Here is a 24,424-nt window from a genome sequence, read left to right as displayed (position 1 = left end):
CGATTTGGGTGTGCATCTGACAGCATGTTTGTGTGGCGAGTGAAACTTTCAACAGCGAGGCGAGGTTGTCGTGGCTGCTGGCCGGGCTGGCCGGCGTGCTCGGAGCGACGGCATTCACCCATTCGGCGGGATATTTCGTCACCTTCATGACCGGTAATGCCCAGCGCGCCGCGCTGGGCTTTTTCCGCGGCGACGTGGTGCTCTCGGTGTCGGCGGCACTGCTGATCGTGTGCTTCGTGGCCGGCGTGGTGATCGCGTCGGTATGCCGCCGGCATTTCTGGGTCGCGCATCCGCACGGCCCCACCGTCCTGACGACCTTCAGCCTGCTGGCCGCCACCATTGTCGACGTGCTCGACGAGGGCTGGGAGGAAAACCTCCTCGATTTCGCGCCAATCATGTTGGTCGCCTTTGCTATTGGCGCGCTGAACACGTCGTTCGTCAAGGACGGCGAGGTGTCCGTGCCGCTGAGCTACGTGACCGGGACGCTGGTCAAGATGGGCCAGGGCATCGAACGCCACATCGCCGGCGGAACCGCGGCCGACTGGCTCGGTTACTTCCTGCTGTTCAGCAGCTTCGCCCTGGGCGCCGTGGTGGGCGGCTGCATCGGCCTCGTCGTCAACGGCACGTGGATGCTGGTGGTCGCCACCTCCGTGTGCGCGCTGACGACCGGATACACCTACTTCCACCAGGATCGCCGGGCGCTGTTGAATGACCGGTCAGAAAAACAGCATCGGCAGCAGCGCTGACCGGTGCGCTACTGCCGATGCCGGCTTTGGGGGTGTCAGGCGGCTGGTTGTGCTGGTTGCGCCGGTTGTGCCGGTTGCGCGGTCGTGTTGACGGCGTTGAGCACCTGGATGATGTCCGGCTTCATGGCAACCAACTGCTGGTTCCAGTAGGGCCACGAGTGCGTCCCGTTGGCCGGGAAGTTGAACACCCCGTTGCGTCCGCCCGCGGCCACGTAGTTGTTCTGGAAGGTTTCGTTGGTGCGCAGCGTGAGGCCTTCCAGGAACTTCGCCGGCATGTTGTCGCCGCCGAGGTCGCTGGGGGTGCCGTTACCGCAGTACACCCAGACCCGCGTGTTGTTGGCGACCAGCCGCGGAATCTGGACCATCGGGTCGTTGCGCTTCCACGCCGGGTCGCTGGACGGACCCCACATGCTGTTGGCGTTGTAGCCACCGGAGTCGTTCATCGCCAGACCGATCAGGGTGGGCCACCAGCCCTCGGACGGATTGAGGAAGCCGGATAGCGAAGCGGCATAGGGGAATTGCTGCGGGTAGTAGGCGGCCATGATCAGGGCCGAACCGCCCGACATCGACAGGCCCACCGCGGCGTTGCCGAACGGCGACACCTGCTTGTTGGCCTGCAGCCACCCGGGCATCTCCTGGGTCAGGAACGTCTCCCACTTGTAGGTGTAGTTCTGGCCGTTGCCGGACGACGGCTGGTACCAGTTGCTGTAGAAGCTGGACTGCCCGCCGACGGGCATGATCACCGACAACCCGGACTGGTAGAACTCCTCGAAGGCCGGGGTGTTGATGTCCCAGCCGTTGTAATCGTCCTGTGCCCGAAGGCCGTCGAGCAAGTACACCGCGTGCTGTCCACCGGGCTGGAACTGCACCTTGATGTTGCGGCCCATCGACGGCGATGGCACCTGCAGGTATTCGACCGGAAGTCCCGGCTTCGAGAACGCCCCCGCGGTAGCCGAGCCGCCGACGGCGCCGACCAGACCCGACAACAGGGCAGCCCCCACGGCAGCGATGGCCAGCCGGCGCGGCATCCCCGCCGCGGCGCCACGCACCTTCCGCACCTCTTCGATGAACGACATAGCTCCCTACCCATCCCAACTTTCATCGTTTGTTCGATGCCGCACGACTACGGTCGAATCTGTTCGCCTGCGCAGTGAAACACAGGGGGAGGGCGTAATTCGTCTGTCGCGGCCGCGATCGGAGATCGCGGTTGGCTAACGATTGGGAGTCAGCCGGGAATCGTCACGTTCGGGTCACGAATGGCTCACGAAACCGTGCCGGTGGCGCCCCTACGCGACGAGGCGGCGCAAAAGCGTTGAAGCCGTGGCGATTCCGATCAGCGCCGCCACCACCAGCACGATGAAGTCGGCCGGGTTGAACGGGGTGCCGATCAACAGCGCCCGCAGCGCGTCCACCTCGTAGCTGAGCGGGTTGACCTTGCTCAGCGCGTGCAACCAGGCGGGCATCACGTCGACGGGGTAGAGCGCGTTGGACGCGAAGAATAACGGCATCGTGATGGCCTGGCCGATTCCCATCAGGCGGTCGCGGCTAAGGACCAGGCCGGCCAGCGTCATCGACAGGCAGGCGAAGAACGCCGCGCCGAGCATCACCACGGCCATCGCCGCCAGGATCCGCAGCGGATTGATGGTCAGGCCGATGTTCATCAGGTACGCCAGCGCCATCACCCCGACCACCTGGGCGACCGACCGCACTCCGGCCGCGAACGCCTTACCGGTGATCAGCGCCGACGCGGGCGCGGGCGTCACCATCAGCTTGGCCAGCACGCCGGCGTCGCGGTCCCAAATGATCTGTATGCCATAGAAGATCGAGATGAACAGCGCCGACTGCGCGATGATCCCGGGCGCCAGGAACGCGAGGTAGGACACCGACCCGGTGTGGATGAGGTGCAACTTGGAAAACGTCGTGCCGAAGATCAGCAGCCACAGCGCGGGCTGCACCATTCGGGTGACGAGTTCGGTCCGGTCGTGCTGCAGCTTCTGCAGTTCCACGATCGCGAACGCCGCGACCCGCGCCAGCGTCGCCTGGGCCCGTTGCCACCCGCGCGGGGCGCGAACCAGGGTGGCCGCCGGGGCTTGGGGTGCGATGTCAACTGGCACGGCTGGCAACCTTTCTGCTGGAACGGATCTCACGGAAGGAGCCGGACGAATCCGTCTGGCCGGACAGGTCCTCCGCCGCGTAGTGGCGGAACACGTCCTCGAGCGTGGCGCCGGGCGACACCGTGGCCTTCAGCTTCGCGGGCGTGCCGACGGCGCGCAGCCGGCCACGGTGCATCAGTGCGACCCGATCGCACAGCGCGTCGGCCTCCTCCATGTAGTGGGTGGTGAGCAGCACCGTCATGCCGAACTGGGCCTGCATGCTCCGCACCTGCTGCCAGACACCGTCGCGGGCGATCGGGTCCAGCCCCACCGTCGGCTCGTCGAGCACCAGCAGCGACGGGCGGTTGACCAGCGCCTGCGCCACCTCCAGGCGGCGCACCATGCCGCCGGAATACGCCCCGGCCCGCCGGTCGGCCACGTCGAGAAGTTCCATGGCGGCCAGCGCCTGTTCCACCCGTTCGGCCCGGCAGGCCCGCGGCACCCCGTAGAGCCGCGCGAACCACTGCACGTTCTGCCGTCCGGTCAACGCGGGCTCGACCGAAAGTTGTTGGGGCACATAGCCGATGTTGCTGCGAATGTCGATGGTCTGGCGGCGGGCGTCCATGCCGAAGATGCGCAACTCGCCGCGCTGCACCGGCGTCAAGGTGGTGAGCATGCGGACCAGCGTCGTCTTTCCGGCGCCGTTGGGTCCCAGCAGGCCCATCGTCTCGCCTGGGCGCACCTGCAACGTCACGTCATCGACCGCGGTGAACTGGCCGTACCGGTAGGTCAGGTTCCGGCCGTCGATGGCCATCGGCAGTCGTTCGCTCATGATCGCCGCTCCTGCAGTAGTCGGGTCATGGTGTCAAGAACCTCCAATCCCTTTGTCAGGGACTCGATTTGATCGTCATCGAGCTCGCCGAGCACCTCGGCGACCAGTGCCCGCCGCGCGGCCCGAGACGCGTCGACGAGCTGCTGGGTGGGTTCGGCGAGCCGCAACTGGCCGACGCGGCGGTCCGATTCGCCGACGGTCCGGATCAGCAATCCATTGCCGGCCAGCTTGGAGACCAAGGTCGATGCGGTGTTGGGCACCAGGCCGAGCTCCGCCGCGGCGGCGCTGACCGAGATCCCCGGTCGCCGTCCGACCAACCACAGCAGCTCCGCCTGGGCCTCGGACAGCCGCGCAGAATCGAACCCGCGGCCGGCCGACCGGCGAAGTTGCCGGCGAAACCTGCCGACCACGCCGAACAGCTCGGCGACTACATCAGTGCCGGACTTCACTGCCCCCATATACCTCTGTTTACGAGCTAAATATGGGTACGAGCTGTGTGGGGGCTAGCTCCCAGCTACTTTTCGAGCGAATGCAGGACCACGTCGGTCAACGTCCCGTTGTCGACGCCGGCGGTCATGTAGCTGCAGAACGGTTGGCGGCGACGATCCGTGGGTGAACCCGGATTGAGCAGGCGCAGTCCGGTGTGCGTCGTCGTGTCCCACGGAATGTGGCTGTGGCCGAACACCAGCACGTCGCGGTCCGGGTAGAGCCGCGACATGCGCGCGTCCCGGCCGGCCGCGGCGCCGGTCTCGTGGACCACGGTCAGGCGCAGCCCGTCCAGCGTGGCATCGGCACGCTCGGGCAGCCGGGCCCGCAACGCCGGCCCGTCGTTGTTGCCCCAGCACGCGACCAGCCGCGCGGCCCGGGTTTCCAGCGCGTCGAGCAAGTCGGTCGATACCCAGTCGCCGGCGTGCACCACCACATCGGCCGCGGCGACCTCGTCCCATACCCGCGCGGGCAGGTCGCGGGCGCGCCGCGGGACGTGGGTGTCGGCAATCAGCAGCAGCCTCACGCCGCCATCTTGCGCTACCGCTAGCCGTCCTGGCTGCGCGCCTCGGCGCCCGTCTCGCCCGCGTCGAAGGTGTCGTCGGAACCGGCCGCGCCCACGTATGACCCGTCGTCGCCTTCGGCGGCCCGTGATCGAGCCTCGTGCACTTCGGGCTCGACGTCTTCCTCGGCCCTGTGGCCCTTGTTTTCCGGCATGGGATCCAGGTTTCCCGCGCAGCGGCGCGCGAAACGGCGATGATCGGCTCCGATAGGGTGCATGCGGGCATCGACAGCATCCCGAGGAGGACCAATGCGCACCTTCGAATCAGTAGCGGACCTCGCCGCGGCGGCGGGCGAGACGATCGGGCAGAGCGACTGGGTGACCATCACCCAGGAAGACGTCAACCTGTTCGCCGACGCCACCGGGGATCACCAGTGGATCCACGTAGACCCGGAACGGGCGGCGGCCGGTCCGTTCGGCAAGACCATCGCCCACGGTTTCATGACCCTCTCGCTGCTGCCGCGGCTGCAGCACGAGATGTACACCGTGAAAGGGATCAAGCTCGCAATCAACTACGGCCTCAACAAGGTTCGCTTCCCCGCCCCGGTGCCGGTCGGCTCGCGCGTTCGCGCGCAGAGCTCGCTGGTCAGCGTCGATGACCTGGGTGACGGTGCCGTGCAGGCGACGGTGTCGACGACCATCGAGATCGAGGGTGCGCCCAAGCCGGCGTGCGTGGCCGAAAGCATCGTCCGCTACATCTCCTGAACGCGCGAGCAGACGCAAAATCGCACCAGAATCGCTGGGAGAGTGCGATTTTGCGTCTGCTCGCGGTTAAAACTCGGCGATCGAGTGTTCCAGGCGCTCCGCCAGCCTGGCCTCCGCCTCGGCCCGTCGGGTCGGTATGTGCGCAGACGGGAAAGGCGTTGTCACGGGCTGGTATTCGCGCAGCGTCCGTCGGGCGACCGTCATCTTGTGCAGCTCGGTGGCGCCGTCGGCGATGCCCAGCGACTCGGCCGCGACCAGCATCTTGACGAACGGCATCTCGTCGGAGACGCCGAGCGCGCCGTGCAGGTGCATCGCCCGCTGCGCGACGTCGTGCAGCACCTGCGGCATGGCGACCTTCACCGCCGCGATGTCGCGGCGCACCTTCTGGTAGTCGTGGTGCTTGTCGATCAGCCACGCGGTGCGCAGCACCAGCAGCCGGAACTGCTCGATCTGGATCCAGCTGTCGGCGATCTTCTCCTGCGTCATCTGGAAGTCGGACAGGTGGCCGTGCCGGGTCTTGCGTGACACCGCCCGCTCGCACATCATGTCGAATGCCTTGCGCGCCAAGGCGATCGTGCGCATCGCGTGGTGGATGCGGCCACCGCCGAGCCGGGTCTGCGCGATCATGAACGCCTGGCCCTCGCCGCCCAACACGTGATCGGCCGGCACCCGCACGTCGTTGTAGCGGACGTAGCCGTGTGAGCCGTGCTTTCCCGACTCGCCGCCCACGCCGACGTTGCGGATGATCTCGATACCCGGCGTCTCGCCCGGAACGATGAACAGCGACATCTTGTCGTACGTGCGGGCGTCGGGTTTGGTGACCGCCATCACGATGAAGAACGACGCGTGTTTGGCGTTGCTGGAGAACCACTTCTCCCCGTTGATGACCCAGTCGTCACCATCTCGCTCTGCGGCCGTCACGAACATCCCCGGATCCGAACCGCCCTGCGGCTCGGTCATCGAGTAGCACGAGGTGATCTCGCCGTCGAGCAGCGGCTGCAGGTAGCGGGCCTTCTGCTCGTCGGTGCCGAACAGCGCGAGGATCTCGGCGTTGCCCGAGTCGGGCGCCTGGCAGCCGAAGACCGAAGGTGCCCATCGGGAGCGGCCGAGGATCTCGTTGAGCAGCGCCAGCTTGACCTGGCCGAAGCCCTGACCGCCGAGCTCGGGCCGCAGATGCGCGGCCCACAGGCCCTGGTCCTTGACCTGCTGCTGCAGCGGCCTCAGGATCGCCATCATCTCGGCGTTCTTCTTGTCATACGGGTCGAGCGCGACCAGATCGAGCGGTTCCAGCTCGTCGACCATGAACTTTTCGACCCAGTCCAGCTTCGCCTGGTATTCCGGGTCAGTTTCGAAGTCCCACACCGTGGCCAACCGTTCCCCGGCGCAGCGCCGCACCGGACTCGTTGATGAAGCCACCCCATCCTAGATGGCGGTGGCGGGGAATCAGCGGTCGCGGCGGGTCTCGATGACGCGCTGCGCGATGTCGACGAGCTTCTCCTGGCTTTCCTGCGAAAGGGCCCGCAGCATCTCGAAGGCGCGCACGTCGTCCACGCCGTAGCGTTCCATGATGATGCCCTTGGCCTGACCGATGCGGTCTCGGCTCGACAGCGCCGATTCCATGTGCTCGCCGTGGCGCCCGGCCATGATCGCGGCGGCGGCGTGTGCGGCGAACACCGATCCGATGGTCTCGGCTTCGGTGTCCCACACGCCGGCGCCGAAGCTGAACAAGTTCAGCGCGCCCGCCGTGCGGTCGGCGGTGTACAGCTTGAACGACAGGCTGCCGAGCACACCGTGCGCCACGGCCGCCGGCGCGTACCGGGGCCACCGGGGCTCGTTGCGCATATCGTCGGCCCGAACCACCGTTTGTTTGAGGGCGGCGTCGGCACACGGCCCCTCGCCGAAGTCGTGCTGCAGCTTGTCAAGCTGGGCGACCAGGCTGTCGGTGTCGGCGAGAGACGCGAAATCCCCGCCCTTTTGCACAAGTAAGACGCCGGCGATGTCCGCCGCCGGTATCAACTGCACCGCCGCCGCCGTCACATCGGCGAGTACGTGCTCGAGCGCTCGAGGCGCGGCCATCTCGCGGGACAGCTGCGCCATGCGCTCGGCCAGCTCGTGTTTGACGCTCGAGTTCGAATCATTCATTGATCGGGTCCTACCTTCGTCCGCCAGGCGCGGCCATGAACGGTTACGAGATTTGCTGTCGCCAGCGTTTCGTCACATGGCCCAGGGGTACCCGGCGTCGACCAGGACTATCGCAAATTCCCCGGGGAGGCCCAATGTTCGTGCATAACAAAGATCTTCAATTCGAGGTGCGAGTCAGCGAGCCGGATCCCCGGTTCGCCACGCTCCTGCAGGAGCAGTTCGGCGGCGCCAATGGCGAGCTCAAAGCCGCAATGCAGTACTTCACCCAGGCGTTTGCCCTGCGGGGCAAGAACCCCAAGATGTACGACCTGTTCATGGACATCGCCACGGAGGAACTCAGCCACCTGGAGATGGTCGGCTCGATGATCACGATGCTGCTCGACGGGCTCAACGACAACTTGAAAATCGCCAACGAGAAATGCGATTGGATGCCCGCGGTGGCCAGCGGCGACGGCCGCGACCAGATCATCCACCAGGTGGCGGTCAACCCGCTGTATTTCGCGCTGAACGGTGGCACGCCCGACGTGAGCAACTCGCAGGGAGTGCCCTGGATGGGCTCCTACGTCAACGCCAACGGCGATCCGACGGTGGACCTGCGCAGTAACCTGGCCGCGGAGTCCCGGGCGAAGATCGTCTACGAGTACCTCAAGCAGTTCACCGACGATCCCGGCGTGCAAGACACCTTGACGTTTTTGATGACCCGCGAGGTCACCCACTATCAGCAGTTCACCGCGGCGCTCAACGAGCTGCCGGTGAACTTCCCACCGGGACAGCTGCCGGCAGATCCCCGCTTCCAGAACGTGGCTTTCAACATGTCCAACGGTGGGGGCGAGTCGATCCGCGGGCCGTGGAACCAGGGGCAGGGACCGTGGCCCGAGGGCATGGAATGGGAGTACGTGGAAAAGCCCGAACAGCAATGGCTGGGGGGCACCGGCCGGCAGAACAAGGGCGCCGAGCAGAACCCGTCGGGCTCACCTGCCGTCAATGCCGAGAAGCCGTTCACCCACGAACAGCGCACTCCGACAAGCTAATTGAACCGACGAACGCCGGGCGCCGATCCATTCGACGCCCGGCCTTCGAATACATGCCCTAATGGACCTGTGGATCAGGCGGGTTGTCCTCGCCGCGACCGGTGACGGCATCGCGGACGTGGTCGACGACCGCCGCGCCCATGCCGACCGTCTTCAACACGGCCGGGTTGGGCGGAGTGTCCGGATGCGGGCGGGTGGGCGCCATTTTCTTTGCGGCCTCTAGCTTTTCGCCGATCTTCTCCAACTCTTCCCGGCTGATCGCCACCTCGACCTGCGGCCAGACCTGCTCTTGCTCATAAGCGATGTGTTCGCGGCCGGCTTTGACGAATTCCTGCAGCGCCTCGTGGTAGTCGGCGTCTCCCGGCTTGCCGTCCTCCAGTCGCTGCAGCAGCTTCTTTCCGGCCTGCTCCTGCTCGATCGCCTTGTCCGCGAGCGAGTCACCGATCGCGCGGCGCACCGCCGGCCAGAAGAACTGTTCCTCGATCGCTTCGTGCTGCGACTCGGCGATGATGAGGTTGTTCACCATGGTCTCGAGGCCGCTGCTCTGGGCGCCCGAGCCCGAGGGTGCGCCGTCGAGCGTTTCCAACAACCCGAGCACGCTCTGGTGGTCCTGACGGAGAAAAGTGATCGCGTCCATGCCTTGCCCTTCCAGTTGGGCTTGTCACTCGAAGTGGCCTGCGAATACCCGGGATTGGGACCATCAAACGACTAGCAACGACTAGCGGAGCCTGGGCAAGACGTTGCCGCCGTAGAAGTTGATCGCAGTGACGGGGTCGTCCTGGGGAAAGTGCAGAAAGGGGATTGCTCCGGCGTCGAGAACCCTTTGCACGGCGCCGATGTGCGCCGCGGGATCGGTGCCGACCGCCCAGTTCGCCAGCACCTTGTCGATGGGATTGGCCTCGGCGGCGCGTTGGATCTCGACGGGGTTCGGTTGGTCGACGGCGCCGGCGGTGAAGCGCCACAGCGTCGCGGCGCGGGCGGCCACGTCGTTGTTGCCGACGACCGCGAAAAGTTCGGCGCGCTTACCCAAATTGGCGGGGTCCCGCCCGGAGGCCTGCGCACCCGCGCCGAACGCGGCGAGCAACGTCGAGTTCGTCACGTCGTGGGCCTGGGTGATCCAGCCGTCACCGTACTGACCGGCCAGCTTCGCGCTCTTGGGCCCGCCGGCGGCGACGAAGATCGGGGGCGGCGTCGGTGGTGTGTCGTAAAGCTTCAAAGCGTTCGTCTGAAAGTAGCGGCCGGCAAAGGAGATTCGCGAACCACTCCACAGCTGGCGGATCAGTCCGATCGCCTCGATAAGTCGGTCGTGACGCTCGGCGTACTTGCCGAACGCATTCGTGGTGGCCTGTTCGTTGAGCCGTTCGCCGGTGCCCAATCCCAGGAACACCCGTCCCGGGTTGAGGATCGCCAGCGAGGCGAACGCCTGTGCCACGGTGGCCGGGTGATAGCGATAGGTCGGGCAGGTCACCCCGCTGCCGAACGAGATTCGGCTGGTCGCATTGCCGACCAGGGCCAGGGTCAACCAGGGAAACATCGCGTGGCCCTCGTCGTCCTGCCACGGCTGGATGTGATCGCTGGCCCACACGTACTGAAAGCCGGCTTGCTCGGCCGCCCGGGCGTGCGCGACCAGCTGGTCGGTGCGGAACTGCTCGTGCGAGAGCACCACCCCCACGCCCTTGCCGCCCGCCGGCGGCGCGGTCGGTTTGCCGCGGTCGGATCCCGGCTTCCCGCAGGCCTGCGCTAGCCCGACAGCGCCGAGCGCGCCCACGCCGGCGGCCATCCGCCCGAGTTTTCGCCGCGAGATGCCGGTCACCGGACCGGCATACCCCTCATGCTGCTCGCCACACCCACTAACGTGGCGTGGGTGGCCCCGCAGGCGCGCCCGGCGCGCAAAGCCGACATCCGCGAACTGTCACGCACCCTGGCTCGCGCGTTCTACGACGACCCCGTCACCACCTGGATGCTGCCCGACGACGACGCGCGGCCCGCGCAGCTGATCCGGTTGTTCGGGACGTTGACGCGCCGCCATCATCTGGCCGGAGGCGGCGTGGAGGTGGCCTGCGACGGGCCGGGCGTCGGCGCCGCGTCCCTGTGGGATCCGCCGGGTCGCTGGCGGCAGTCGCGCTGGGAAGAGCTGGCGATGCTGCCGAGCTTTATCCGGGTCTTCGGTTCGGATTCGGCGAGGGCGCGCACTGTGCAGGAACTGATGAAGCGGGAACATCCCGAGGAACCGCACTGGTACCTCGCCGTGATCGGGAGCGACCCGGCGGTCCGCGGGCAGGGTTTCGGCCAGGCCCTGATGCGGTCCCGGCTGGACCGCTGCGATGCGGAATACTGCCCGGCCTATCTCGAGTCGAGCAAGCCCGAAAACGTGCCGTACTACGAGCGTTTCGGGTTCACCGTCACCCGCGAGATCGAGTTGCCCGATGGCGGCCCGACGCTGTGGGCGATGTGGCGGAACCCGCGGTAGAACGGTGCCTAAGAAATCGGCACGTTGGTCGGCCCACTGGCCATGTATTGGTACTGCGGGCAGTAGGCGGTGATGGCCGACGCGGTGAACGACGCGCTGTCGGCGTTGGACCAGTTGGTATAACCGGCCACGCCGGCCACGACATCGTTCATCGGTTCGCCCGGGTTGGCGGCGAGCTGGTCGCACACGTAAGCCCTGGCCACGAACATCGCGTTGTCGACGCTGCCGTATTGGATGCCGTTGCCATCGAGGGCCTGGAGGAAGGAGTCGTCCGCGGCGTCGGCCAGGGCCGGCGCGGCAAGCCCGATCCCGCCGACCACCGACCCGGCCGCCAGGACGGCCGCTGCGACCGGAGATGCGCGGAAGAACATGTGCCGAGACTCTCTCGCTCAGTGAAGTTGCCCGGACTCGCAGCGTATGCGCCTGCGGGGTTGGTCACGTCGGGAATCGCGAAAGTTTAATCGCCGGGCGCGGGGGCAATCGAAGCCGTATGGCTATCGACAACGGCGACTTTCCCGAGGAGGGCGGTCCTGGCGACACCCTCAACCCGAGCGAAGGCACCGACTCCGACGAGCTGCGCAACGACGACGGCGACATCGTCGTCGACCCGCCCGAGGGCTGGAGCGAAGCCGACCGCTTCGGGGTGACGGCCCGCGAGGAGCGGGAGGGCGAATCCCTCGATCAGCGGCTGGCCGAAGAGGAGCCGGACGTATTCACCGGCGCGACCGCGGCGACCGATACGACCGACGACGGCGGCCCCGGGCGCGCCCACCGGGCCCAAGTCGACGGCGCCCCCGAAGACGGCGAATCGCTGTATGAGGTGGTCGACGAACAGACCGAAATTTAGTGCTCGGTTGTTCACTCCGATGACGAAGTGACTGTCGCTAGGGAGTGCTGCGCCAGCCGGCGATGCCGATGGTGATCATCCGCAGCTGCTTGACGGCGAGCCGCCGGATGTCCTCCAGCGCCTCGGTGGTCTGGGCGTCCTCGATCGCTTCGGCGATGACGATCATCGAGTTCACGAACAGGGTCGCCAGGACGTTGAGATCCTCGGTGCTCCACTCGTTGAGCCTGTTGAAGCGGGCCAGGTCGGTCGCCAGTTCGGAGGTGATCAGCCGCAGCTCGGTGCGGATGGCGTAGCGCAGCACGGTGACCCCGCCCGAGCGTTCCCGGTAGATGAACCGCCAGTGCTCGCGGCGATCGGTGATGCTGGCGATGACGGTCTCGACCGAGGACTCGATTACCCGGTTCGGATCCAGCCGACCGGCACGCGCGCCGCGCAGGGTGTCGCGCAGGGTGCGAAACGACTCGTCGATCAGCACCAGCCCGAGGGCCTCCATCGACTCGAAGTGGCGGTAGAAGGCCGCGGGCACGATCCCGACCTCGCGGGTCACCTCGCGCAGGCTCAGGCTGGAAAAGCTGCGGTCCTGCAGCAGCTTGAGGGCCGCGGCGATGATGGCGCGGCGCGTGGCCTCCTTGCGCTCCTCGCGCGAGGGGTTCTCGCGTGAGCGCTCGCGACCCGAACGATGCGGGCGTGAGCTAGGAGTACGGCTGTTCACTATGTGAACCCTACCACAAACGGGCACTAAACCCTTGACTACCTGCGGGGGCCGGACGCACGGTGTACATATGTTCACTCAAACTTTGACCCGGAACGTCGCGCAAACCCTGCGCAAGCGCGTCCTGGGCTCAGACCTGTTAGACCTCCTCACGGGTCCGCACGGTGTGGACCGCTACACCGAGCTGGTGGCGCCGACCTGGACGCTGGGCGAGGCCCGCGCCAAGGTCGTCGATGTGCGCCGCACCACGCCGCGCAGCGTCACCCTCACGCTCGACCCTAACGAGGCCTTCGCGTCGATCCACACCCTCAAGGCGGGCCAGTACGTCAACCTCGCCGTCGACATCGACGGTCGGCGCCACACCCGCTGCTACTCGCCGGCCAACGCCGAAGGCAGCGCCAACCTCGAGCTGACGATCGGTCACCACGACGGCGGGGTGGTGTCGAGCTATCTGTACGAACGGGCCCGCCGCGGCATGGTGGTCGGCCTGGCCGGGATCGGCGGTGACTTTGCCTTGCCCGAGGCGCGCCCGCAGCGGATCCTGTTCGTCTCCGGCGGGAGCGGCATCACGCCGGTGATGGCGATGCTGCGCACGCTGATCGCCGAGCACCATCGGGGCGAGGTCGCGTTCGTGCACTACGCCCGCACCCCCGCGGAGGCGTGCTACCGCGAGGAACTCGCCGCCCACAACGATCGGCCCGGTGTGCGCGTGCTGCACGGCTACACCCGCTCCGGCGCCGGCGACCTCGCCGGGCGCTTCGGGCCGGAGCACCTGGCCGCCGCGATGCCCAACCCCGATGTGGTGTTCGTCTGCGGGCCAACGGCTTTGGTCGAGGCGGTGCGGGAGCACTGTGACAACGTGTACACCGAGAGCTTCGTGCCGCCCGTCTTCGACGCACCGGCGAACCCGTCGGGCGGGCGAATCACGTTCGCGGACAGCGGGATCGACGCCGTCGACGACGGTCGCTCGCTGCTGGAGCAGGCCGAAGCGGCCGGCCTGACGCCGCAGAACGGTTGCCGGATGGGCATCTGCCACACCTGCACGCGGCGCAAGACCGGCGGAACGGTGCGCAACCTGATCACCGGCGCGGTGTCGACCCAACCCGACGAGGACGTGCAGATCTGCGTGTCCGTGCCCGTCGGTGACGTCGACCTGTCTCTCTAGGTTCCGAGCCTTGAAAGGAAGAGCCATGACACAGAACACGATCACCCTGACACCCGAGCAGGCCGAGGCATTCGGCCGCGAACTCGACGCCATCAAGGAACGCGTGATGGCGGAATTGGGCGAAGAGGACGCCGACTACATCCGCCGCGTCATCAAGACCCAGCGCGCGCTGGAAGTCGGCGGACGCGCGCTGCTGTTCCTGCCGCCGGCGTGGCCGCTGGGCACCGCGATGCTGGGCGTGTCGAAAATCCTCGACAACATGGAGATCGGGCACAACATCATGCACGGCCAGTACGACTGGATGCGCGACCCCACGATCTCGGGCCGCACGTTCGAGTGGGACACGGCGTGCCCCGCCGATCAGTGGCGGCACTCGCACAACTACATGCACCACACCCACACCAACATCGTGGGGATGGACCGCGACATCGGCTACGGCATCCTGCGGATGAGCGAAGACCAGCGTTGGCACCCTTACTACCTGGGCAACCCGGTCTACGCGTTCCTGCTGATGGTGCTGTTCCAGTACGGCGTCGCGCTGCACGAGCTGGAAACCGAACGCATCCGCTCCGGTGAGATCCGGCTGCGCGACAAGCGTGAGGTGCTCCAGGAGATCTGGAAGAAGACCCGGCGCCAGACGCTCAAGGACTACGTCGCCTTCCCGCTGCTCGCCGGGCCGTTCGCGCCGTTCGTCTTCGCGGGGAACCTCTCGGCCAACCTGATGCGCAACGTGTGGTCGTACATGATCATCTTCTGCGGCCACTTCCCGGACGGCACCCAGGAATTCACCGTCGAGGAGACCAAGGACGAATCCCGCGGCATGTGGTACTTCCGCCAGGTCCTGGGATCGGCAAACCTGACCGGGGGCAAGCTCTTTCACCTGCTGTCCGGCAACCTGTCGCACCAGATCGAGCACCACCTGTTCCCGGACATGCCGGCTCGCCGGTACGCCGAGATCGCACCCGAGGTGCAGGAGATCTGCCGGCGCTACGGCATCCCGTACAACCGCGGCCCGCTGCCGCGGCAGTTCGGCACCGTCGTCCGCAAGATCGTCAAGCTGACCTTCCCGGACTCTTGGGTGCGGAAACCCGGTGGCGACCACCCCGCCGATCGGCTTCCGGTCGCCGCATAACGTATGAGTCCCGCTTCGGTCCCGAGGCATTGCCTCGGGACCGTTCGGGGGGACAATGAGGTCCGTGGAATGGACCGGCGCGCGCTACGCGGACACCCCCACGGTGGAAGCCTCGACGTGGATCGACGCCGACCCGGAGCGGGTGTGGGATCTGGTCTCCGACATCGAGCTGATGCCGACGTTCAGCAGCGAGCTGAAGTCGGTGGAGTGGGCCGACGGCTCGGACCGGCCCCGAATCGGCGCCCGATTCGTCGGACACAACGAGCACGACGCGTTCGGCCAGTGGAGCACCACCTCGCAGATCGTCGCGTGCGATGCGCCACGCGTATTCGCCTGGGCCGTGGGCGAACCCGACAATCCCTCCGCGACCTGGCGATTCCGGTTGACGCCCCGCGACGGCGGCACCCTGCTGAGCTTTTGGATGCAGATGGGACCGGGGCGGTCCGGGCTCTCGGTGGCCATCGACTCGATGCCGGACAAAGAGGAAAAGATCGTCTTCGTGCGCATGCGGGAGTTCGAGGGCGCGATCGGCAAGACGCTCGCCGCGCTCAAGAGGCTCGCCGAGCACGGGGTGCGTTGATGCGCACCGCGACGACGGTCGAATTGTCCCGCTCCGCAGCCGAAGTCGTCGAGTTTGCCGTCGAGGCGGAGAGGCTGGGCCTCGACGTGTGCTGGGTGGCCGAGGCCTGGGGCGCGGACGCGCCCTCGGCGCTGGGCTACCTCGCGGCGCGGACCGAGAGGATGCTGCTCGGTTCGGGCGTCCTGCAGCTCGGCGTCCGGTCGCCCGTCATGGTCGCCCAGACCGCGATCACGCTGTCGAACCTGTCGAACGGGCGGTTCCTGCTCGGGCTGGGGGCGTCGGGCCCGCAGGTGATCGAGGGCCTGCACGGCGTGTCGTTCGACCGACCGCTGGCGCGGATGGCCGAAACCGTCGACATCGTGCGGCAGGTGTTCGCGGGGGACAAGATCTCGCACTCCGGCAAGGAGTTTCAGATTCCTCGGCCCGGTGGTGAGGCGGTGCCGATGCGACTGTCGACCCGCGCCGAGCACGCCATTCCGATCTACCTGGCGGCGCTGTCACCGGCGATGCTGCGGCTGACCGGGCGCATCGCCGACGGATGGCTGGGCACCAGCTTCGTTCCGGAGGGCTCCGGCGACGCGTACTTCTCCCACCTCGACGAGGGGCTGGCGGCCGCGGGCCGCACTCGCGCCGACGTCGACATCTGCCAGGGAGCCGAGGTCGCCTTCGCCGCCGACGAGGACGAGCTGCGCGGCATGATCGCGGGCCGCAAGAAGGAGCTCGCCTTCAGCCTCGGCGGTATGGGGTCGTCGAGCACGAATTTCTACAACCAGGCCTACAGCCGGCAAGGCTGGGCCGACGTCGCGGCCGAGGTGCGGGAGCGATGGCAGCGGGGCGACCGCGACGGCGCCGCCGGGTTGGTCACCGATGAGATGGTGCTGGCCACCACGCTGATCGGCACCGAGGAGATGGTCCGGGCGCGGCTCGGGGTCTGGCGCGACGCCGGCGTCGACACCGTGCGGCTGTATCCCGCCGGGGAAACGCTAGGGGCCAAGCTGGGCACTCTGGGCCGAGCCGTCGAGCTGGTCCGCGAGGTCGGCTAGTTTCACCAGTTTCACCTCGGGCCGTGCCGGCACGCCGTCGGCCAGGAACCACCGGAACGCGAGGTTGCCCCGCGGATAGTCCAGCGTGGTCAGCGAATTCGGGTGGGTCGTCATGCCGCGGGACAACACGATCGTCACCGAGCCATCGCCGTTGAGCACGGCGCTGCTGCCGTTGATGGAACACCGGGCATCCGCCGCGCCATAGGTGGCCATGAACTGGTTCCACACCACCATGTTCCAGAACCGGCAGGCCGGCGGTCGGTGCGTGATGACCAGCGCCTCGTCGTCATCGAGCACGAAACTGCCGTAGGAATAGCACGCGTCACGCGCCGACCAGCCGAAGTTGGCGTCGGGCACCTGGTAAGGCTCGGCGAATTCGTTTGCCGCATGGGCGGTCTCGTGCCCGAGCGCGTGCTCTTTGTCCGCTCGAGTGCCGACGGCCAGCGGCACGATGGCGAACATCGTGCGCAGCCAGGTGGCCGCCGCCCGCAGGCTCGCCGCGGTCTCGGCGTCGCCGTGCCGGATCGGATCCGGCTCGTCGAGCGCCTCGATGTTCCATACGACCGGGCGGCCGGTCAGGGGGTCGGCCTGGTAGTCGCGGGTCATCAGCACGGCGGCGTCCGGTGTCGGGGGGAATTCGAAGCTGAAGTTGCCGTCGGCGTCGACATCGAGGTCGCTGTCGCGGACGATCGCGACGACCCGGTCCGACCACGCGCCGGGCGAGGGTTCGTTGTAGGCCGTCACCGAAAAGTACACGCTGTCACCGCGATTGCCGCTGACGCGGTAGCGACGCTGCGGGTCGACCGGGCACAGGAAGTAGTAGGCGTCGGTGTTGTCGCCGCCCCACCGACGGTCGCGCCGAAACGGCGTGTTCACCGCGACGAACTGCGGGCGGCCCGGCTCGGGGAACAGGTAGGCGTCGAAGGCCACGCCCAGTGTGGCGGCAAGCATGCGGTAGCCGTCGGCGATGTGGCGATCGTCGGTGACGGCGCGGTCCCCCTCGAGGAAGGAGCGGTCGAGGGTGCCGAGCGTGGCGAGCAGCTCCTGCCACGCGGCCGTCGAGTCGTGCGTCATGTGCTGATTCCCTTCAGTAGCAGCGTGGTGGTGCGGTCGACCCACGCGTCGTCGAGTTCCTTGGCGCGGGTGAGCAGGGCGACCAGAATCAGGCCCGCGACGGCCTCGGCGAGTTCGGCGGCGCTGACGTCGGCCCGCACCTCGCCCCGCGCGGCCGCGGCCTGCAGCCACTCGGCCAGGCCACCGGCGATGACGTCGGCGAACCGCTCCAGCAGCGCCGAATGCAGGGTCGGGTCGGCGGCCATCTCGCCGACCAGCCCCGGCAGCGCCGCGCGGGCTGCCGGTGTCGTCAGGAAAGCCATTGCGCGGCGGACCATTTCGCGCAGGTCGTCGGGCGGCGATCCGGTGTCGGGAATCGCGGTCGCGGCGCCGATCGGGAACACCGCCTCGTGCACCAGGTGCGCCTTGCTCGGCCAGCGCCGGTAGATCGCGGGCTTGCTGGTGCCGGCCCGTTCGGCGATGGCGGAGACCAACAGGCCCGAGTAACCGGTTTCCGCGAGAAGTTCGACGGTCGCGCGCAGCACGGCGGCGTCGATACGCGGGTCACGGGGTCGGCCAAAGTCTATCGTCATTACGAAACTCAGAGTAACATAAGTCGCCGTGACCGAAGCCGTTCGCTCAGTTCCCCTCGACGACCTGGCCCTGCCCCGATTCGGCGCCGAGGCCCAACAGATCCTCGACATGATGGCCACCATGGCCGCGGACTGTCCGCTCGATGCCGACGCCCTGCACTTGCACGCCAGCGCCGATACCGGCCTGGAGGATTTCGGCGCGGACGACTACCGAGAACGACTCGACGTCTACCTCGCCGACCTGCGGTCCATCGACGGACTGCATCCGGCCGGGGTGGTCAACTTCTTCGCGCAGTTGGTGCAGCTGCTGAAGAACCGGCTGTTGTTCACCGACCTGCTGCGGCGGCATCCCGAGATCGACGACATCGAGCTGCAACCGCCGATCGTGATCGCCGGGCTGCCCCGCACCGGCACCACCCACCTGCACAATCTGCTCGCCGCGGCGCCAACGTTTCGCACCATGCCGTACTGGGAAAGCGTCGAGCCGTTTCCCTTGCCGTCCGAGGCGGGAATCGAGCCGGATCCACGGCGCACCCGAATGGACGTCGGGGTCTCGGTCATCAACACGGTGATGCCCTATTTCCCGCTGATGCACGAGATGACCACGGACCACGTGCACGAGGAAATCCAGTTGCTCGCCAACGACTTCTCGACGATGCTCTTCGAGACCCTCGCCGAGGCGCCGCGCTGGCGCGGCTACTACCAGGCGCACGATCAGACGCCGCACTACCGCTACCTGGCCCGGCAGCTCAAGGCCTTGCAGTTCCTGCGCGGCGGGCGGCGCTGGCTGCTCAAGTCGCCGCAGCATCTCGAGCAGGTGCCGGTGCTGGACCGGGTTTTTCCGGGCAGCATCGTCGTGTTCACCCATCGCGATCCGGTCCCGGTGGCGCTGTCGATGATCGCGATGATCACCTACTCCGCGCGCATGCACCGCTCGCCCGTGCCGGTGGGGCAGATCGCGGAGCAGTGGGTGTGCCGCCTGGATCACATGCTGAGCGCGCTGGTCCGCGACCGCGACACCATCGGCCCCGAACGCTCGGTCGACATCCGCTTCGACGACTTCATGGCCGACGAACTGGGAGTGGCGGAGCGGGTGTACTCGCTGGCCGGCGAACCGTTCACCGACCAGGCACGCACGGCGGTCGCCGGCTACCTGGCGGGGCATCAGCGCGGCCGGCTGGGCAACGTCGAGACGTCGTACGAGATGTTCGGGCTGACGGAGGACGCCCTGCGGGAGCGCTTCGCGCCATACGTCGACCGGTTCCTGAGCTGAGGCGGCGGTCGGCTACCTTTTCAACTCATGGTCGCTATGCCCGCGTTGAACGGTGTCGAACACAGGTACGTGGAACTCGGCGACGGGGTGACGATCCACGTCGCCGACGCGGGCCCGGCAAACGGGCCGGCGGTGATGCTGGTGCACGGCTTCCCCCAAAACTGGTGGGAATGGCACGATTTGATCCCTCCGCTCGCCGCCGACGGATACCGGGTGCTGTGTCCCGACCTGCGCGGCGCCGGCTGGAGCTCGGCGCCCCGCTCGGACTACCGCAAGAACGACATGGCCGACGACCTCGCCGCGGTGCTGGACCGGCTGGGGGTCGCCACGGTCACGCTCGCCGCCCATGACTGGGGTGGCCCGATCGCGTTCATCATGATGCTGCGCCACCCGGAGAAGGTCACCGGGTACTTCGGCATGAACACCGCTGCGCCGTACCTGAAGCGCGACATTACGATGCTCCGCAACATCTGGCGGTTCTGGTACCAGGTCCCGATCATGCTGCCGGTAATCGGTCCGCGTTTGATCGGCGATCCCAAGGCGAGGTTCTACCGGCTGCTGGCGTCCTGGGTCGGCGGTGGGTACCTGGTGCCCGAGGACGACGTCCGCTTCTACATCGAGTGCATGCGCCAACCGGGGCACGCGGTGGCCGGTTCGAAGTGGTATCGCACTTTTCAGACGAAGGAGCTGCTGGGCTGGATGCGCGGCGAATACGATGACGCCCGCGTCGACGTGCCGGTCCGCTGGCTGTGTGGAACGAAGGATCCGGTGCTGACACCGGACCTGGTGGACGGATACGGCGACCGGATAAGCGATTTCAAGGTCGAACTGGTCGACGGCGTCGGCCATTGGATCGTCGAGCAGCGACCGGAGCTGGTGCTCGACCGGCTACGCGCATTCCTTCGCGGCGAAACTTAAACTGCTGCTACGTTTTTCGGCGTGCCGTGTGCGTAGTTGTGGTGTCGCGCCACTACTCGACGCCGATGGTGACTTCCGTGGACTTGATGAACACGGTCGCGGGCTGACCGACCGCCCGGCCGAGGTTGACCGCCGCGTCCTTGGTGACCGACGACGTGACGATCTGGTCGCCGCCGTCGAGCTTGACCTTCACGATCGCCATCACGGCGCCGAGATCGACCTCGGTGATGGTTCCCTTGAGTTGGTTCCGGGTCGATAGCCGCATCGCGTCCTCCGTCTGTGGGTTCTGCGAACAGCCTAGGCACGCGGCCCGAGCAGGGCTATGGACGCGTCCACCGCAGGTTCGACGATTTCGCGCACCGGCCTGCCATCCTCGACCGCCAGCGCAGTCAGCTCGCGCAGGCCACCCAACAGGATCACCGCCAGCGCAGGGGTCAACGGCGGCAGCTCCGCGCGCCGGAATCCCGGGCTGGCGCTGAGATCGATCAGCAGGTTGGACAGCAGCTGCAACCCGCGGCGCTGGACCGGGCGAGCGACCGCACCGAGTGACGGCAGCTCACGAATCCAGCTCAAGGTGATGGCCGGGCGCGCCTCGATGTGTCCGACATAGGCCTCGACGGCCTGACGAATCTGCCGGTGCCAGTCGGCTTCGGGGTCGACGGCCGCGGCGATGTTCTCGCCCAGCCTCTCGATGTCGGCCCGCAGCAGTTCCAGGAAGCACTCTTCCTTGCTCGCGAACTGGTCGTAGAAGGTGCGCTTGGACGTGCGGGCGTGGCGGACGATGTCGGCGACCGTGCTGGTCCGGTAGCCGCGCTCCCCGATCGCGGTGGCGAGGCCGTCGAGCAGCCGGAGTCGAAAAGGATCCGACGAAGGGTCGGCCACGACCGCGTCGTCAACCGCTGATGTCACGGACGCCCCCTTCGGTGGATACGGCACCCTTGTCAGGCTTGGTACCACAGAGTACCGTATCGGGAAAGGTTTTGGTACACCGCGGTACCGCTCCCGACCCGGGGGCAGATATGGGGAGCAGCAAGGCCATGAGCGACGTCGTGATCGCCCCGTCGGGGACCCCCGCCGTCAGGATGCCGCCGACGGCCCGAATCCCGAAGCTGCTGTCCGGCATCGCCTTCGCGATCTCGCGGCGCGGGATGATCAAGCGGTTGGCGAGCCGCTACGGCAATGTCTTCACCCTTACCATCCCGATTTTCGGTCGCGCCGTGATCGTGTGTGACCCGCAGCTGGCGAAGCAGGTGTTCACCACCAGTCCCGAGGAGCTCGGCAACATTCAGCCCAACCTGAGCCGGATGTTCGGCACCGGTTCGGTGTTCGCGTTGGACCGCGACGAGCACCGGCAGCGGCGACGGCTGCTGGCGCCGCCGTTCCACGGCAAGAGCATGAAGAACTACGAGGCCATCATCGAAGAGGAGACCCTGCGCGAGACGGCCAATTGGCCGGAGGGCCGGCCCTTCCCGACCCTGCCCTCGACGATGCGCATCACGCTCAACGCCATCCTGCGCGCGGTCTTCGGCGCCGACGGTGCCGAACTGGACGAGCTGCGCCGTCTCATCCCGCCATGGGTCACCCTGGGCTCACGCTTAGCCGTATTGCCGAAACCCGAACGGACATATGGCCGGTTCACCCCGTGGGGCCGGCTGGACTGGTGGCGGCGCCAATATGACGTCATCATCGACAAGCTCATCGCCGACGAACTTGCCGATCCGAACTTCGCCGAACGGACCGACGTGCTCGCGCTCATGCTGCGCAGCACCTACGACGACGGTTCCCCTATGTCGCACAAGGACATTGGTGACGAATTGCTCGCGCTCCTGGCCGCCGGGCATGAAACGACGGCGGCCACGCTGGCGTGGGCATTCGAGCGGGTGACCCGCCACCCCGGCGTGCTGGCCGCTCTGGTGGAGGAAGCCGACAACGGCGGGAATGAGCTGCGTCAGGCGACGATCCTGGAGGTCCAACGGGCCCGGACGGTCATCCTTTTCTGCGCCCGCCGCGTCTTTCCGCCAACCTTCCAGCTCGGCGAATGGGTTCTTCCCCAAGGGGATTCGATAATCGTGAGCATCTCGCAGATCCACGAAGATCCCGATGTCTATCCCGACCCGGAGCGCTTCGACCCGCAGCGCTACATCGGGGGCAAGCCGTCCACGTTCGCGTGGATCCCGTTCGGCGGGGGCACCCGCCGCTGCGTGGGAGCCGCGTTCGCCAACATGGAGATGGACGTGGTGTTACGAACGGTGCTGCGCGACTTCACGATCGAGACCACAACGGCGCCGGGGGAGCGTTGGCACTCCCGCGGTGTCGCCTATACCCCCAAGAACGGCGGGCGCATCGTCGTCCACCGGCGCTGAGCGCGCTGCGACTCAGCCCTGGTTGCGAGGTCCCGCCGCCGGCTTCGGTGCACGACGGGCGGTTTCCAGCGCGATGCACAGTTCCGCCGCGGCCCGGGGATCTGTCAGCACTCGGCCCGTCTGGTGCTCGAGTTTTCGAAGTCGTTGGCGCACCGTGTTGGGGTGCACATAGAGGATGTGCGCCGCGCGCTCGGCGGAGCCGCCGTTGTCGAGCCACGCCTCCAGGGTGTCGAGTAACACTTCGCGCTCATGGTCGGCCAAGTCGTCCAGGGGACCAAGGACCGTCGCTGAAATGCGGCCCATCACGTCGGGGTCGGCCACGGAGGTAACCGCCATCACATCACGGTCGAAGACGGTGACGGATGCCCGGTCGGGACGGCACGCGGTCATCGCGATTCGCGCATAGCGCAACGCCCTCGCGGTCTCCGCGAGATCGCCGATCAGCGGACTGACGCCGATCCGGGTCGCCGGATACCCACCGAGTTCCTTGACCACAAGTTCGAGCATCGGCTGCGGACCGAGCTGCAGGACGCCGATCTCGATGTCGGGTTGCAACAGCCAGGCGGAGGCGATTCCTCTTGCAAATAACCGGGTCTCGATGTCCGGCAGCACACTGCGTCCGACGTCCGGCAACTCGGCGCAAACGACGACATAGGGCCCGCGTAGCGAAATCCTCAGTGTGTCGGCCGCATTCCAGAGGTCCAGGTTGTCGGGCAGCCTGCCGTCGATGAGCGCCTGGACCATCGCCGAACGCTCCCGTTGGCGGCCGACGAGCTGCCGCGTCATTTCTTCCTGGTAGCCACTCACCATCGCGGTGGTGAACTCGTCGAGCGCCAGCCACATCGCCGAGGCGGCATGCACCAATCCGCTGTCGCTTACGGTCGCAGACCGCGTCGCTTCGGCGCGAAGCTCGTCCCACAGAAAGCGTGCGCACTTCCGATAGGAGTCCATCACCGCGGGCAATGGCACGCCGGCCGCCGCCCGGTTGCGGCCGGTGGCCGCGGCCGCACTCGTGTCATAGTTGCGCTGGGGTTCGCCGAATACTCCCAGGATGAAGTCGAGATGGTTCCGCACCGTGCCGCGCAGTTGGTCGTCGGTCACCAACGCGACGGTCCGGTGAAAGTCGACATCGCGGCGCAGAAGGCCAAGCATGGCGTCGGCCAGTTGGTCGGCGCGCGACAGCAGGGCCGATCCGAGTTCGGCGAGTTGCGCATCCACGGGATCGGCTGCCATAGCGGCAGCCTAATCCGCCTCAGGGGATCAGCACCGTTGGGCCGTGTGTCCTGCGGCTCTCCAGGTCGCGGTGGGTGTGCCCCTTCAGCAGCGCCGAGGCCGCCACCTCCGGCGTGATCCCCCCGGGTACCCAGGTGACCAAATCGCCTGGGGCCAAGCTGTATTCGGCATACGCTCCGAGGGCGTCGGAGGTCGCCACCCGATCACCGACACGGATCCTGTCCACCAGCTCGCCGACGGCGGCCACGGTGCCGCAGACCTCGCTCCCCAGGGTGCGCGGCAGCGGGCGCGGATACAATCCGGTCCGGAAATAGGTGTCGATGAAGTTGACCCCGATCGCCTCGGACTCGATCAACACCTGCCCCGGCCCAGGGCTGGGCACCGGCCGATCAATGCAGTGGAGTACCTCGGGACCACCGGTTGTGGTGATCTCCACGGCCCACAC

At 67.2% G+C, this 24,424-nt stretch carries 29 protein-coding genes and 1 pseudogene; 12 read left to right on the top strand and 18 right to left on the bottom strand.

What is annotated here, in order from left to right; all coding sequences use genetic code 11:
- The first annotated feature begins 32 nt into the window (after positions 1 to 32).
- Positions 33 to 746 carry a YoaK family protein gene (locus tag AC5Y4S_RS16850; protein WP_500033819.1) on the top strand — a complete coding sequence of 238 codons (714 nt, stop codon included), beginning with the start codon at positions 33 to 35 and terminating at the stop codon, positions 744 to 746.
- 35 nt (positions 747 to 781) lie between these two features.
- On the opposite strand, the gene ag85C is transcribed toward AC5Y4S_RS16850, so the two are convergent.
- From ag85C to AC5Y4S_RS16820, 6 genes are all read right to left on the bottom strand, one after another.
- Positions 782 to 1,822 carry a diacylglycerol acyltransferase/mycolyltransferase Ag85C gene (gene ag85C / locus AC5Y4S_RS16845; RefSeq protein ID WP_500033818.1) on the bottom strand — a complete coding sequence of 347 codons (1,041 nt, stop codon included), beginning with the start codon at positions 1,820 to 1,822 and terminating at the stop codon, positions 782 to 784.
- 210 nt (positions 1,823 to 2,032) lie between these two features.
- A complete protein-coding gene (locus AC5Y4S_RS16840; RefSeq protein ID WP_500033817.1) occupies positions 2,033 to 2,860 on the bottom strand; it encodes an ABC transporter permease in 828 nt (275 codons plus the stop codon).
- The gene (locus tag AC5Y4S_RS16835) at positions 2,850 to 3,671 is read right to left on the bottom strand and encodes an ATP-binding cassette domain-containing protein (RefSeq protein WP_500033816.1); all 822 of its coding nucleotides are present in this window, start codon (positions 3,669 to 3,671) and stop codon (positions 2,850 to 2,852) included. Before AC5Y4S_RS16835 ends, AC5Y4S_RS16840 begins: the two co-directional genes overlap by 11 nt.
- On the bottom strand, positions 3,668 to 4,129 hold the full coding sequence (locus AC5Y4S_RS16830; protein ID WP_500033815.1) for a MarR family winged helix-turn-helix transcriptional regulator: 462 nt from the start codon (positions 4,127 to 4,129) through the stop codon (positions 3,668 to 3,670). The genes AC5Y4S_RS16835 and AC5Y4S_RS16830 overlap by 4 nt, the downstream gene beginning before the upstream one ends.
- Positions 4,130 to 4,185: 56 nt before the next feature.
- A complete protein-coding gene (locus AC5Y4S_RS16825; protein WP_500033814.1) occupies positions 4,186 to 4,683 on the bottom strand; it encodes a metallophosphoesterase family protein in 498 nt (165 codons plus the stop codon).
- Between the two features lie 20 nt (positions 4,684 to 4,703).
- On the bottom strand, positions 4,704 to 4,874 hold the full coding sequence (locus AC5Y4S_RS16820) for a hypothetical protein (RefSeq protein ID WP_173817371.1): 171 nt from the start codon (positions 4,872 to 4,874) through the stop codon (positions 4,704 to 4,706).
- A gap of 94 nt (positions 4,875 to 4,968) precedes the next feature.
- Here AC5Y4S_RS16820 and AC5Y4S_RS16815 point away from each other — a divergent pair, with 94 nt between their 5' ends.
- Entirely contained in the window at positions 4,969 to 5,424 is a 456-nt protein-coding gene (locus tag AC5Y4S_RS16815) for a MaoC family dehydratase (RefSeq protein ID WP_068127921.1), read from the top strand.
- 66 nt (positions 5,425 to 5,490) lie between these two features.
- Here the strand turns inward: AC5Y4S_RS16815 and AC5Y4S_RS16810 are convergent, their stop codons facing one another.
- Together AC5Y4S_RS16810 and AC5Y4S_RS16805 are read right to left on the bottom strand one after the other, a co-directional pair.
- Complete coding sequence (locus tag AC5Y4S_RS16810) at positions 5,491 to 6,786, bottom strand: acyl-CoA dehydrogenase family protein (RefSeq protein WP_500034041.1); 1,296 nt, start codon at positions 6,784 to 6,786, stop codon at positions 5,491 to 5,493.
- An 81-nt stretch (positions 6,787 to 6,867) separates the two neighbouring features.
- A complete protein-coding gene (locus AC5Y4S_RS16805) occupies positions 6,868 to 7,566 on the bottom strand; it encodes a GAF and ANTAR domain-containing protein (protein ID WP_500033813.1) in 699 nt (232 codons plus the stop codon).
- 134 nt (positions 7,567 to 7,700) lie between these two features.
- Here AC5Y4S_RS16805 and AC5Y4S_RS16800 point away from each other — a divergent pair, with 134 nt between their 5' ends.
- On the top strand, positions 7,701 to 8,597 hold the full coding sequence (locus AC5Y4S_RS16800) for a manganese catalase family protein (protein ID WP_068113126.1): 897 nt from the start codon (positions 7,701 to 7,703) through the stop codon (positions 8,595 to 8,597).
- Between the two features lie 58 nt (positions 8,598 to 8,655).
- Here AC5Y4S_RS16800 and AC5Y4S_RS16795 read toward each other — a convergent pair whose 3' ends face one another.
- Positions 8,656 to 9,234 (bottom strand): hemerythrin domain-containing protein, encoded by a 579-nt coding sequence (locus tag AC5Y4S_RS16795; RefSeq protein WP_500033812.1) that lies wholly within the window; start codon positions 9,232 to 9,234, stop codon positions 8,656 to 8,658.
- Between the two features lie 81 nt (positions 9,235 to 9,315).
- The gene (locus AC5Y4S_RS16790; protein ID WP_500033811.1) at positions 9,316 to 10,410 is read right to left on the bottom strand and encodes a F420-dependent hydroxymycolic acid dehydrogenase; all 1,095 of its coding nucleotides are present in this window, start codon (positions 10,408 to 10,410) and stop codon (positions 9,316 to 9,318) included.
- Positions 10,411 to 10,461: 51 nt separating this feature from the next.
- Here AC5Y4S_RS16790 and AC5Y4S_RS16785 point away from each other — a divergent pair, with 51 nt between their 5' ends.
- Positions 10,462 to 11,067, top strand: a complete 606-nt coding sequence (locus AC5Y4S_RS16785; RefSeq protein WP_500033810.1) for a GNAT family N-acetyltransferase — start codon at positions 10,462 to 10,464, stop codon at positions 11,065 to 11,067.
- Between the two features lie 8 nt (positions 11,068 to 11,075).
- Here AC5Y4S_RS16785 and AC5Y4S_RS16780 read toward each other — a convergent pair whose 3' ends face one another.
- Positions 11,076 to 11,438: a DUF732 domain-containing protein gene (locus AC5Y4S_RS16780; RefSeq protein ID WP_500033809.1), complete on the bottom strand. Its 363-nt coding sequence runs from the start codon at positions 11,436 to 11,438 to the stop codon at positions 11,076 to 11,078.
- Positions 11,439 to 11,557: 119 nt separating this feature from the next.
- On the opposite strand from AC5Y4S_RS16780, the gene AC5Y4S_RS16775 reads away from it, so the two are divergent.
- Complete coding sequence (locus AC5Y4S_RS16775; protein WP_500033808.1) at positions 11,558 to 11,914, top strand: hypothetical protein; 357 nt, start codon at positions 11,558 to 11,560, stop codon at positions 11,912 to 11,914.
- 37 nt (positions 11,915 to 11,951) lie between these two features.
- On the opposite strand, the gene AC5Y4S_RS16770 is transcribed toward AC5Y4S_RS16775, so the two are convergent.
- Positions 11,952 to 12,626 (bottom strand): TetR family transcriptional regulator, encoded by a 675-nt coding sequence (locus AC5Y4S_RS16770; RefSeq protein ID WP_500033807.1) that lies wholly within the window; start codon positions 12,624 to 12,626, stop codon positions 11,952 to 11,954.
- Positions 12,627 to 12,696: 70 nt separating this feature from the next.
- Between AC5Y4S_RS16770 and AC5Y4S_RS16765 the strand changes: the two genes are divergently transcribed.
- The 4 genes from AC5Y4S_RS16765 to AC5Y4S_RS16750 are packed head-to-tail and all read left to right on the top strand — an operon-like array spanning position 12,697 to position 16,546.
- The gene (locus AC5Y4S_RS16765; protein ID WP_500033806.1) at positions 12,697 to 13,791 is read left to right on the top strand and encodes a ferredoxin reductase; all 1,095 of its coding nucleotides are present in this window, start codon (positions 12,697 to 12,699) and stop codon (positions 13,789 to 13,791) included.
- Positions 13,792 to 13,816: 25 nt separating this feature from the next.
- Positions 13,817 to 14,923 carry a fatty acid desaturase family protein gene (locus AC5Y4S_RS16760; RefSeq protein ID WP_500033805.1) on the top strand — a complete coding sequence of 369 codons (1,107 nt, stop codon included), beginning with the start codon at positions 13,817 to 13,819 and terminating at the stop codon, positions 14,921 to 14,923.
- Positions 14,924 to 14,978: 55 nt separating this feature from the next.
- Positions 14,979 to 15,503 carry an SRPBCC family protein gene (locus AC5Y4S_RS16755; protein WP_500033804.1) on the top strand — a complete coding sequence of 175 codons (525 nt, stop codon included), beginning with the start codon at positions 14,979 to 14,981 and terminating at the stop codon, positions 15,501 to 15,503.
- Positions 15,503 to 16,546: an LLM class flavin-dependent oxidoreductase gene (locus AC5Y4S_RS16750; protein WP_500033803.1), complete on the top strand. Its 1,044-nt coding sequence runs from the start codon at positions 15,503 to 15,505 to the stop codon at positions 16,544 to 16,546. Before AC5Y4S_RS16755 ends, AC5Y4S_RS16750 begins: the two co-directional genes overlap by 1 nt.
- Here the strand turns inward: AC5Y4S_RS16750 and AC5Y4S_RS16745 are convergent.
- Both AC5Y4S_RS16745 and AC5Y4S_RS16740 read right to left on the bottom strand, forming a co-directional pair.
- A complete protein-coding gene (locus tag AC5Y4S_RS16745; protein ID WP_500033802.1) occupies positions 16,487 to 17,620 on the bottom strand; it encodes a DUF1214 domain-containing protein in 1,134 nt (377 codons plus the stop codon). The genes AC5Y4S_RS16750 and AC5Y4S_RS16745 overlap by 60 nt on opposite strands.
- On the bottom strand, positions 17,617 to 18,192 hold the full coding sequence (locus AC5Y4S_RS16740) for a TetR/AcrR family transcriptional regulator (protein WP_500033801.1): 576 nt from the start codon (positions 18,190 to 18,192) through the stop codon (positions 17,617 to 17,619). The genes AC5Y4S_RS16745 and AC5Y4S_RS16740 overlap by 4 nt, the downstream gene beginning before the upstream one ends.
- A gap of 28 nt (positions 18,193 to 18,220) precedes the next feature.
- Here AC5Y4S_RS16740 and AC5Y4S_RS16735 point away from each other — a divergent pair, with 28 nt between their 5' ends.
- On the top strand, positions 18,221 to 19,465 hold the full coding sequence (locus tag AC5Y4S_RS16735) for a sulfotransferase family protein (protein WP_500033800.1): 1,245 nt from the start codon (positions 18,221 to 18,223) through the stop codon (positions 19,463 to 19,465).
- Positions 19,466 to 19,492: 27 nt separating this feature from the next.
- Positions 19,493 to 20,383, top strand: a complete 891-nt coding sequence (locus AC5Y4S_RS16730; protein WP_500033799.1) for an alpha/beta fold hydrolase — start codon at positions 19,493 to 19,495, stop codon at positions 20,381 to 20,383.
- 52 nt (positions 20,384 to 20,435) lie between these two features.
- On the opposite strand, the gene AC5Y4S_RS16725 is transcribed toward AC5Y4S_RS16730, so the two are convergent.
- Together AC5Y4S_RS16725 and AC5Y4S_RS16720 are read right to left on the bottom strand one after the other, a co-directional pair.
- Positions 20,436 to 20,648: a TOBE domain-containing protein gene (locus tag AC5Y4S_RS16725; protein WP_500033798.1), complete on the bottom strand. Its 213-nt coding sequence runs from the start codon at positions 20,646 to 20,648 to the stop codon at positions 20,436 to 20,438.
- 32 nt (positions 20,649 to 20,680) lie between these two features.
- Positions 20,681 to 21,265, bottom strand: coding sequence for a TetR/AcrR family transcriptional regulator (locus AC5Y4S_RS16720; protein ID WP_500034040.1), 585 nt, complete (start codon positions 21,263 to 21,265; stop codon positions 20,681 to 20,683).
- A 155-nt stretch (positions 21,266 to 21,420) separates the two neighbouring features.
- Between AC5Y4S_RS16720 and AC5Y4S_RS16715 the strand changes: the two genes are divergently transcribed.
- Positions 21,421 to 22,746, top strand: coding sequence for a cytochrome P450 (locus AC5Y4S_RS16715; protein WP_500033797.1), 1,326 nt, complete (start codon positions 21,421 to 21,423; stop codon positions 22,744 to 22,746).
- Positions 22,747 to 22,758: 12 nt separating this feature from the next.
- Here the strand turns inward: AC5Y4S_RS16715 and AC5Y4S_RS16710 are convergent, their stop codons facing one another.
- Together AC5Y4S_RS16710 and AC5Y4S_RS16705 are read right to left on the bottom strand one after the other, a co-directional pair.
- Positions 22,759 to 23,979 (bottom strand): PucR family transcriptional regulator, encoded by a 1,221-nt coding sequence (locus AC5Y4S_RS16710; protein ID WP_500033796.1) that lies wholly within the window; start codon positions 23,977 to 23,979, stop codon positions 22,759 to 22,761.
- A 73-nt stretch (positions 23,980 to 24,052) separates the two neighbouring features.
- A pseudogene (locus AC5Y4S_RS16705) lies at positions 24,053 to 24,424 on the bottom strand (alcohol dehydrogenase catalytic domain-containing protein); the annotation flags it as partial.

The organism is Mycobacterium sp. NGS64 (genome assembly GCF_059812245.1).
Note: the sequence above shows the minus strand (reverse complement) of the source record. Positions and strands in the feature narration are given on the sequence as shown.

Bases quoted from the DNA above. Each gene is read 5' to 3' on its own strand.
- AC5Y4S_RS16740 (WP_500033801.1), bottom strand. From the start codon at position 18,192: ATGACGATAGACTTTGGCCGACCCCGTGACCCGCGTATCGACGCCGCC.
- AC5Y4S_RS16795 (WP_500033812.1), bottom strand. From the start codon at position 9,234: ATGGACGCGATCACTTTTCTCCGTCAGGACCACCAGAGCGTGCTCGGG.
- AC5Y4S_RS16755 (WP_500033804.1), top strand. From the start codon at position 14,979: ATGAGGTCCGTGGAATGGACCGGCGCGCGCTACGCGGACACCCCCACG.
- AC5Y4S_RS16725 (WP_500033798.1), bottom strand. From the start codon at position 20,648: ATGCGGCTATCGACCCGGAACCAACTCAAGGGAACCATCACCGAGGTC.
- AC5Y4S_RS16765 (WP_500033806.1), top strand. From the start codon at position 12,697: ATGTTCACTCAAACTTTGACCCGGAACGTCGCGCAAACCCTGCGCAAG.
- AC5Y4S_RS16820 (WP_173817371.1), bottom strand. From the start codon at position 4,874: ATGCCGGAAAACAAGGGCCACAGGGCCGAGGAAGACGTCGAGCCCGAA.
- AC5Y4S_RS16830 (WP_500033815.1), bottom strand. From the start codon at position 4,129: ATGGGGGCAGTGAAGTCCGGCACTGATGTAGTCGCCGAGCTGTTCGGC.
- AC5Y4S_RS16800 (WP_068113126.1), top strand. From the start codon at position 7,701: ATGTTCGTGCATAACAAAGATCTTCAATTCGAGGTGCGAGTCAGCGAG.
- AC5Y4S_RS16750 (WP_500033803.1), top strand. From the start codon at position 15,503: ATGCGCACCGCGACGACGGTCGAATTGTCCCGCTCCGCAGCCGAAGTC.
- AC5Y4S_RS16760 (WP_500033805.1), top strand. From the start codon at position 13,817: ATGACACAGAACACGATCACCCTGACACCCGAGCAGGCCGAGGCATTC.
- AC5Y4S_RS16715 (WP_500033797.1), top strand. From the start codon at position 21,421: ATGAGCGACGTCGTGATCGCCCCGTCGGGGACCCCCGCCGTCAGGATG.
- AC5Y4S_RS16745 (WP_500033802.1), bottom strand. From the start codon at position 17,620: ATGACGCACGACTCGACGGCCGCGTGGCAGGAGCTGCTCGCCACGCTC.
- AC5Y4S_RS16730 (WP_500033799.1), top strand. From the start codon at position 19,493: ATGGTCGCTATGCCCGCGTTGAACGGTGTCGAACACAGGTACGTGGAA.
- AC5Y4S_RS16805 (WP_500033813.1), bottom strand. From the start codon at position 7,566: ATGAATGATTCGAACTCGAGCGTCAAACACGAGCTGGCCGAGCGCATG.
- AC5Y4S_RS16710 (WP_500033796.1), bottom strand. From the start codon at position 23,979: ATGGCAGCCGATCCCGTGGATGCGCAACTCGCCGAACTCGGATCGGCC.
- AC5Y4S_RS16835 (WP_500033816.1), bottom strand. From the start codon at position 3,671: ATGAGCGAACGACTGCCGATGGCCATCGACGGCCGGAACCTGACCTAC.
- AC5Y4S_RS16775 (WP_500033808.1), top strand. From the start codon at position 11,558: ATGGCTATCGACAACGGCGACTTTCCCGAGGAGGGCGGTCCTGGCGAC.
- AC5Y4S_RS16815 (WP_068127921.1), top strand. From the start codon at position 4,969: ATGCGCACCTTCGAATCAGTAGCGGACCTCGCCGCGGCGGCGGGCGAG.
- AC5Y4S_RS16780 (WP_500033809.1), bottom strand. From the start codon at position 11,438: ATGTTCTTCCGCGCATCTCCGGTCGCAGCGGCCGTCCTGGCGGCCGGG.
- ag85C (WP_500033818.1), bottom strand. From the start codon at position 1,822: ATGTCGTTCATCGAAGAGGTGCGGAAGGTGCGTGGCGCCGCGGCGGGG.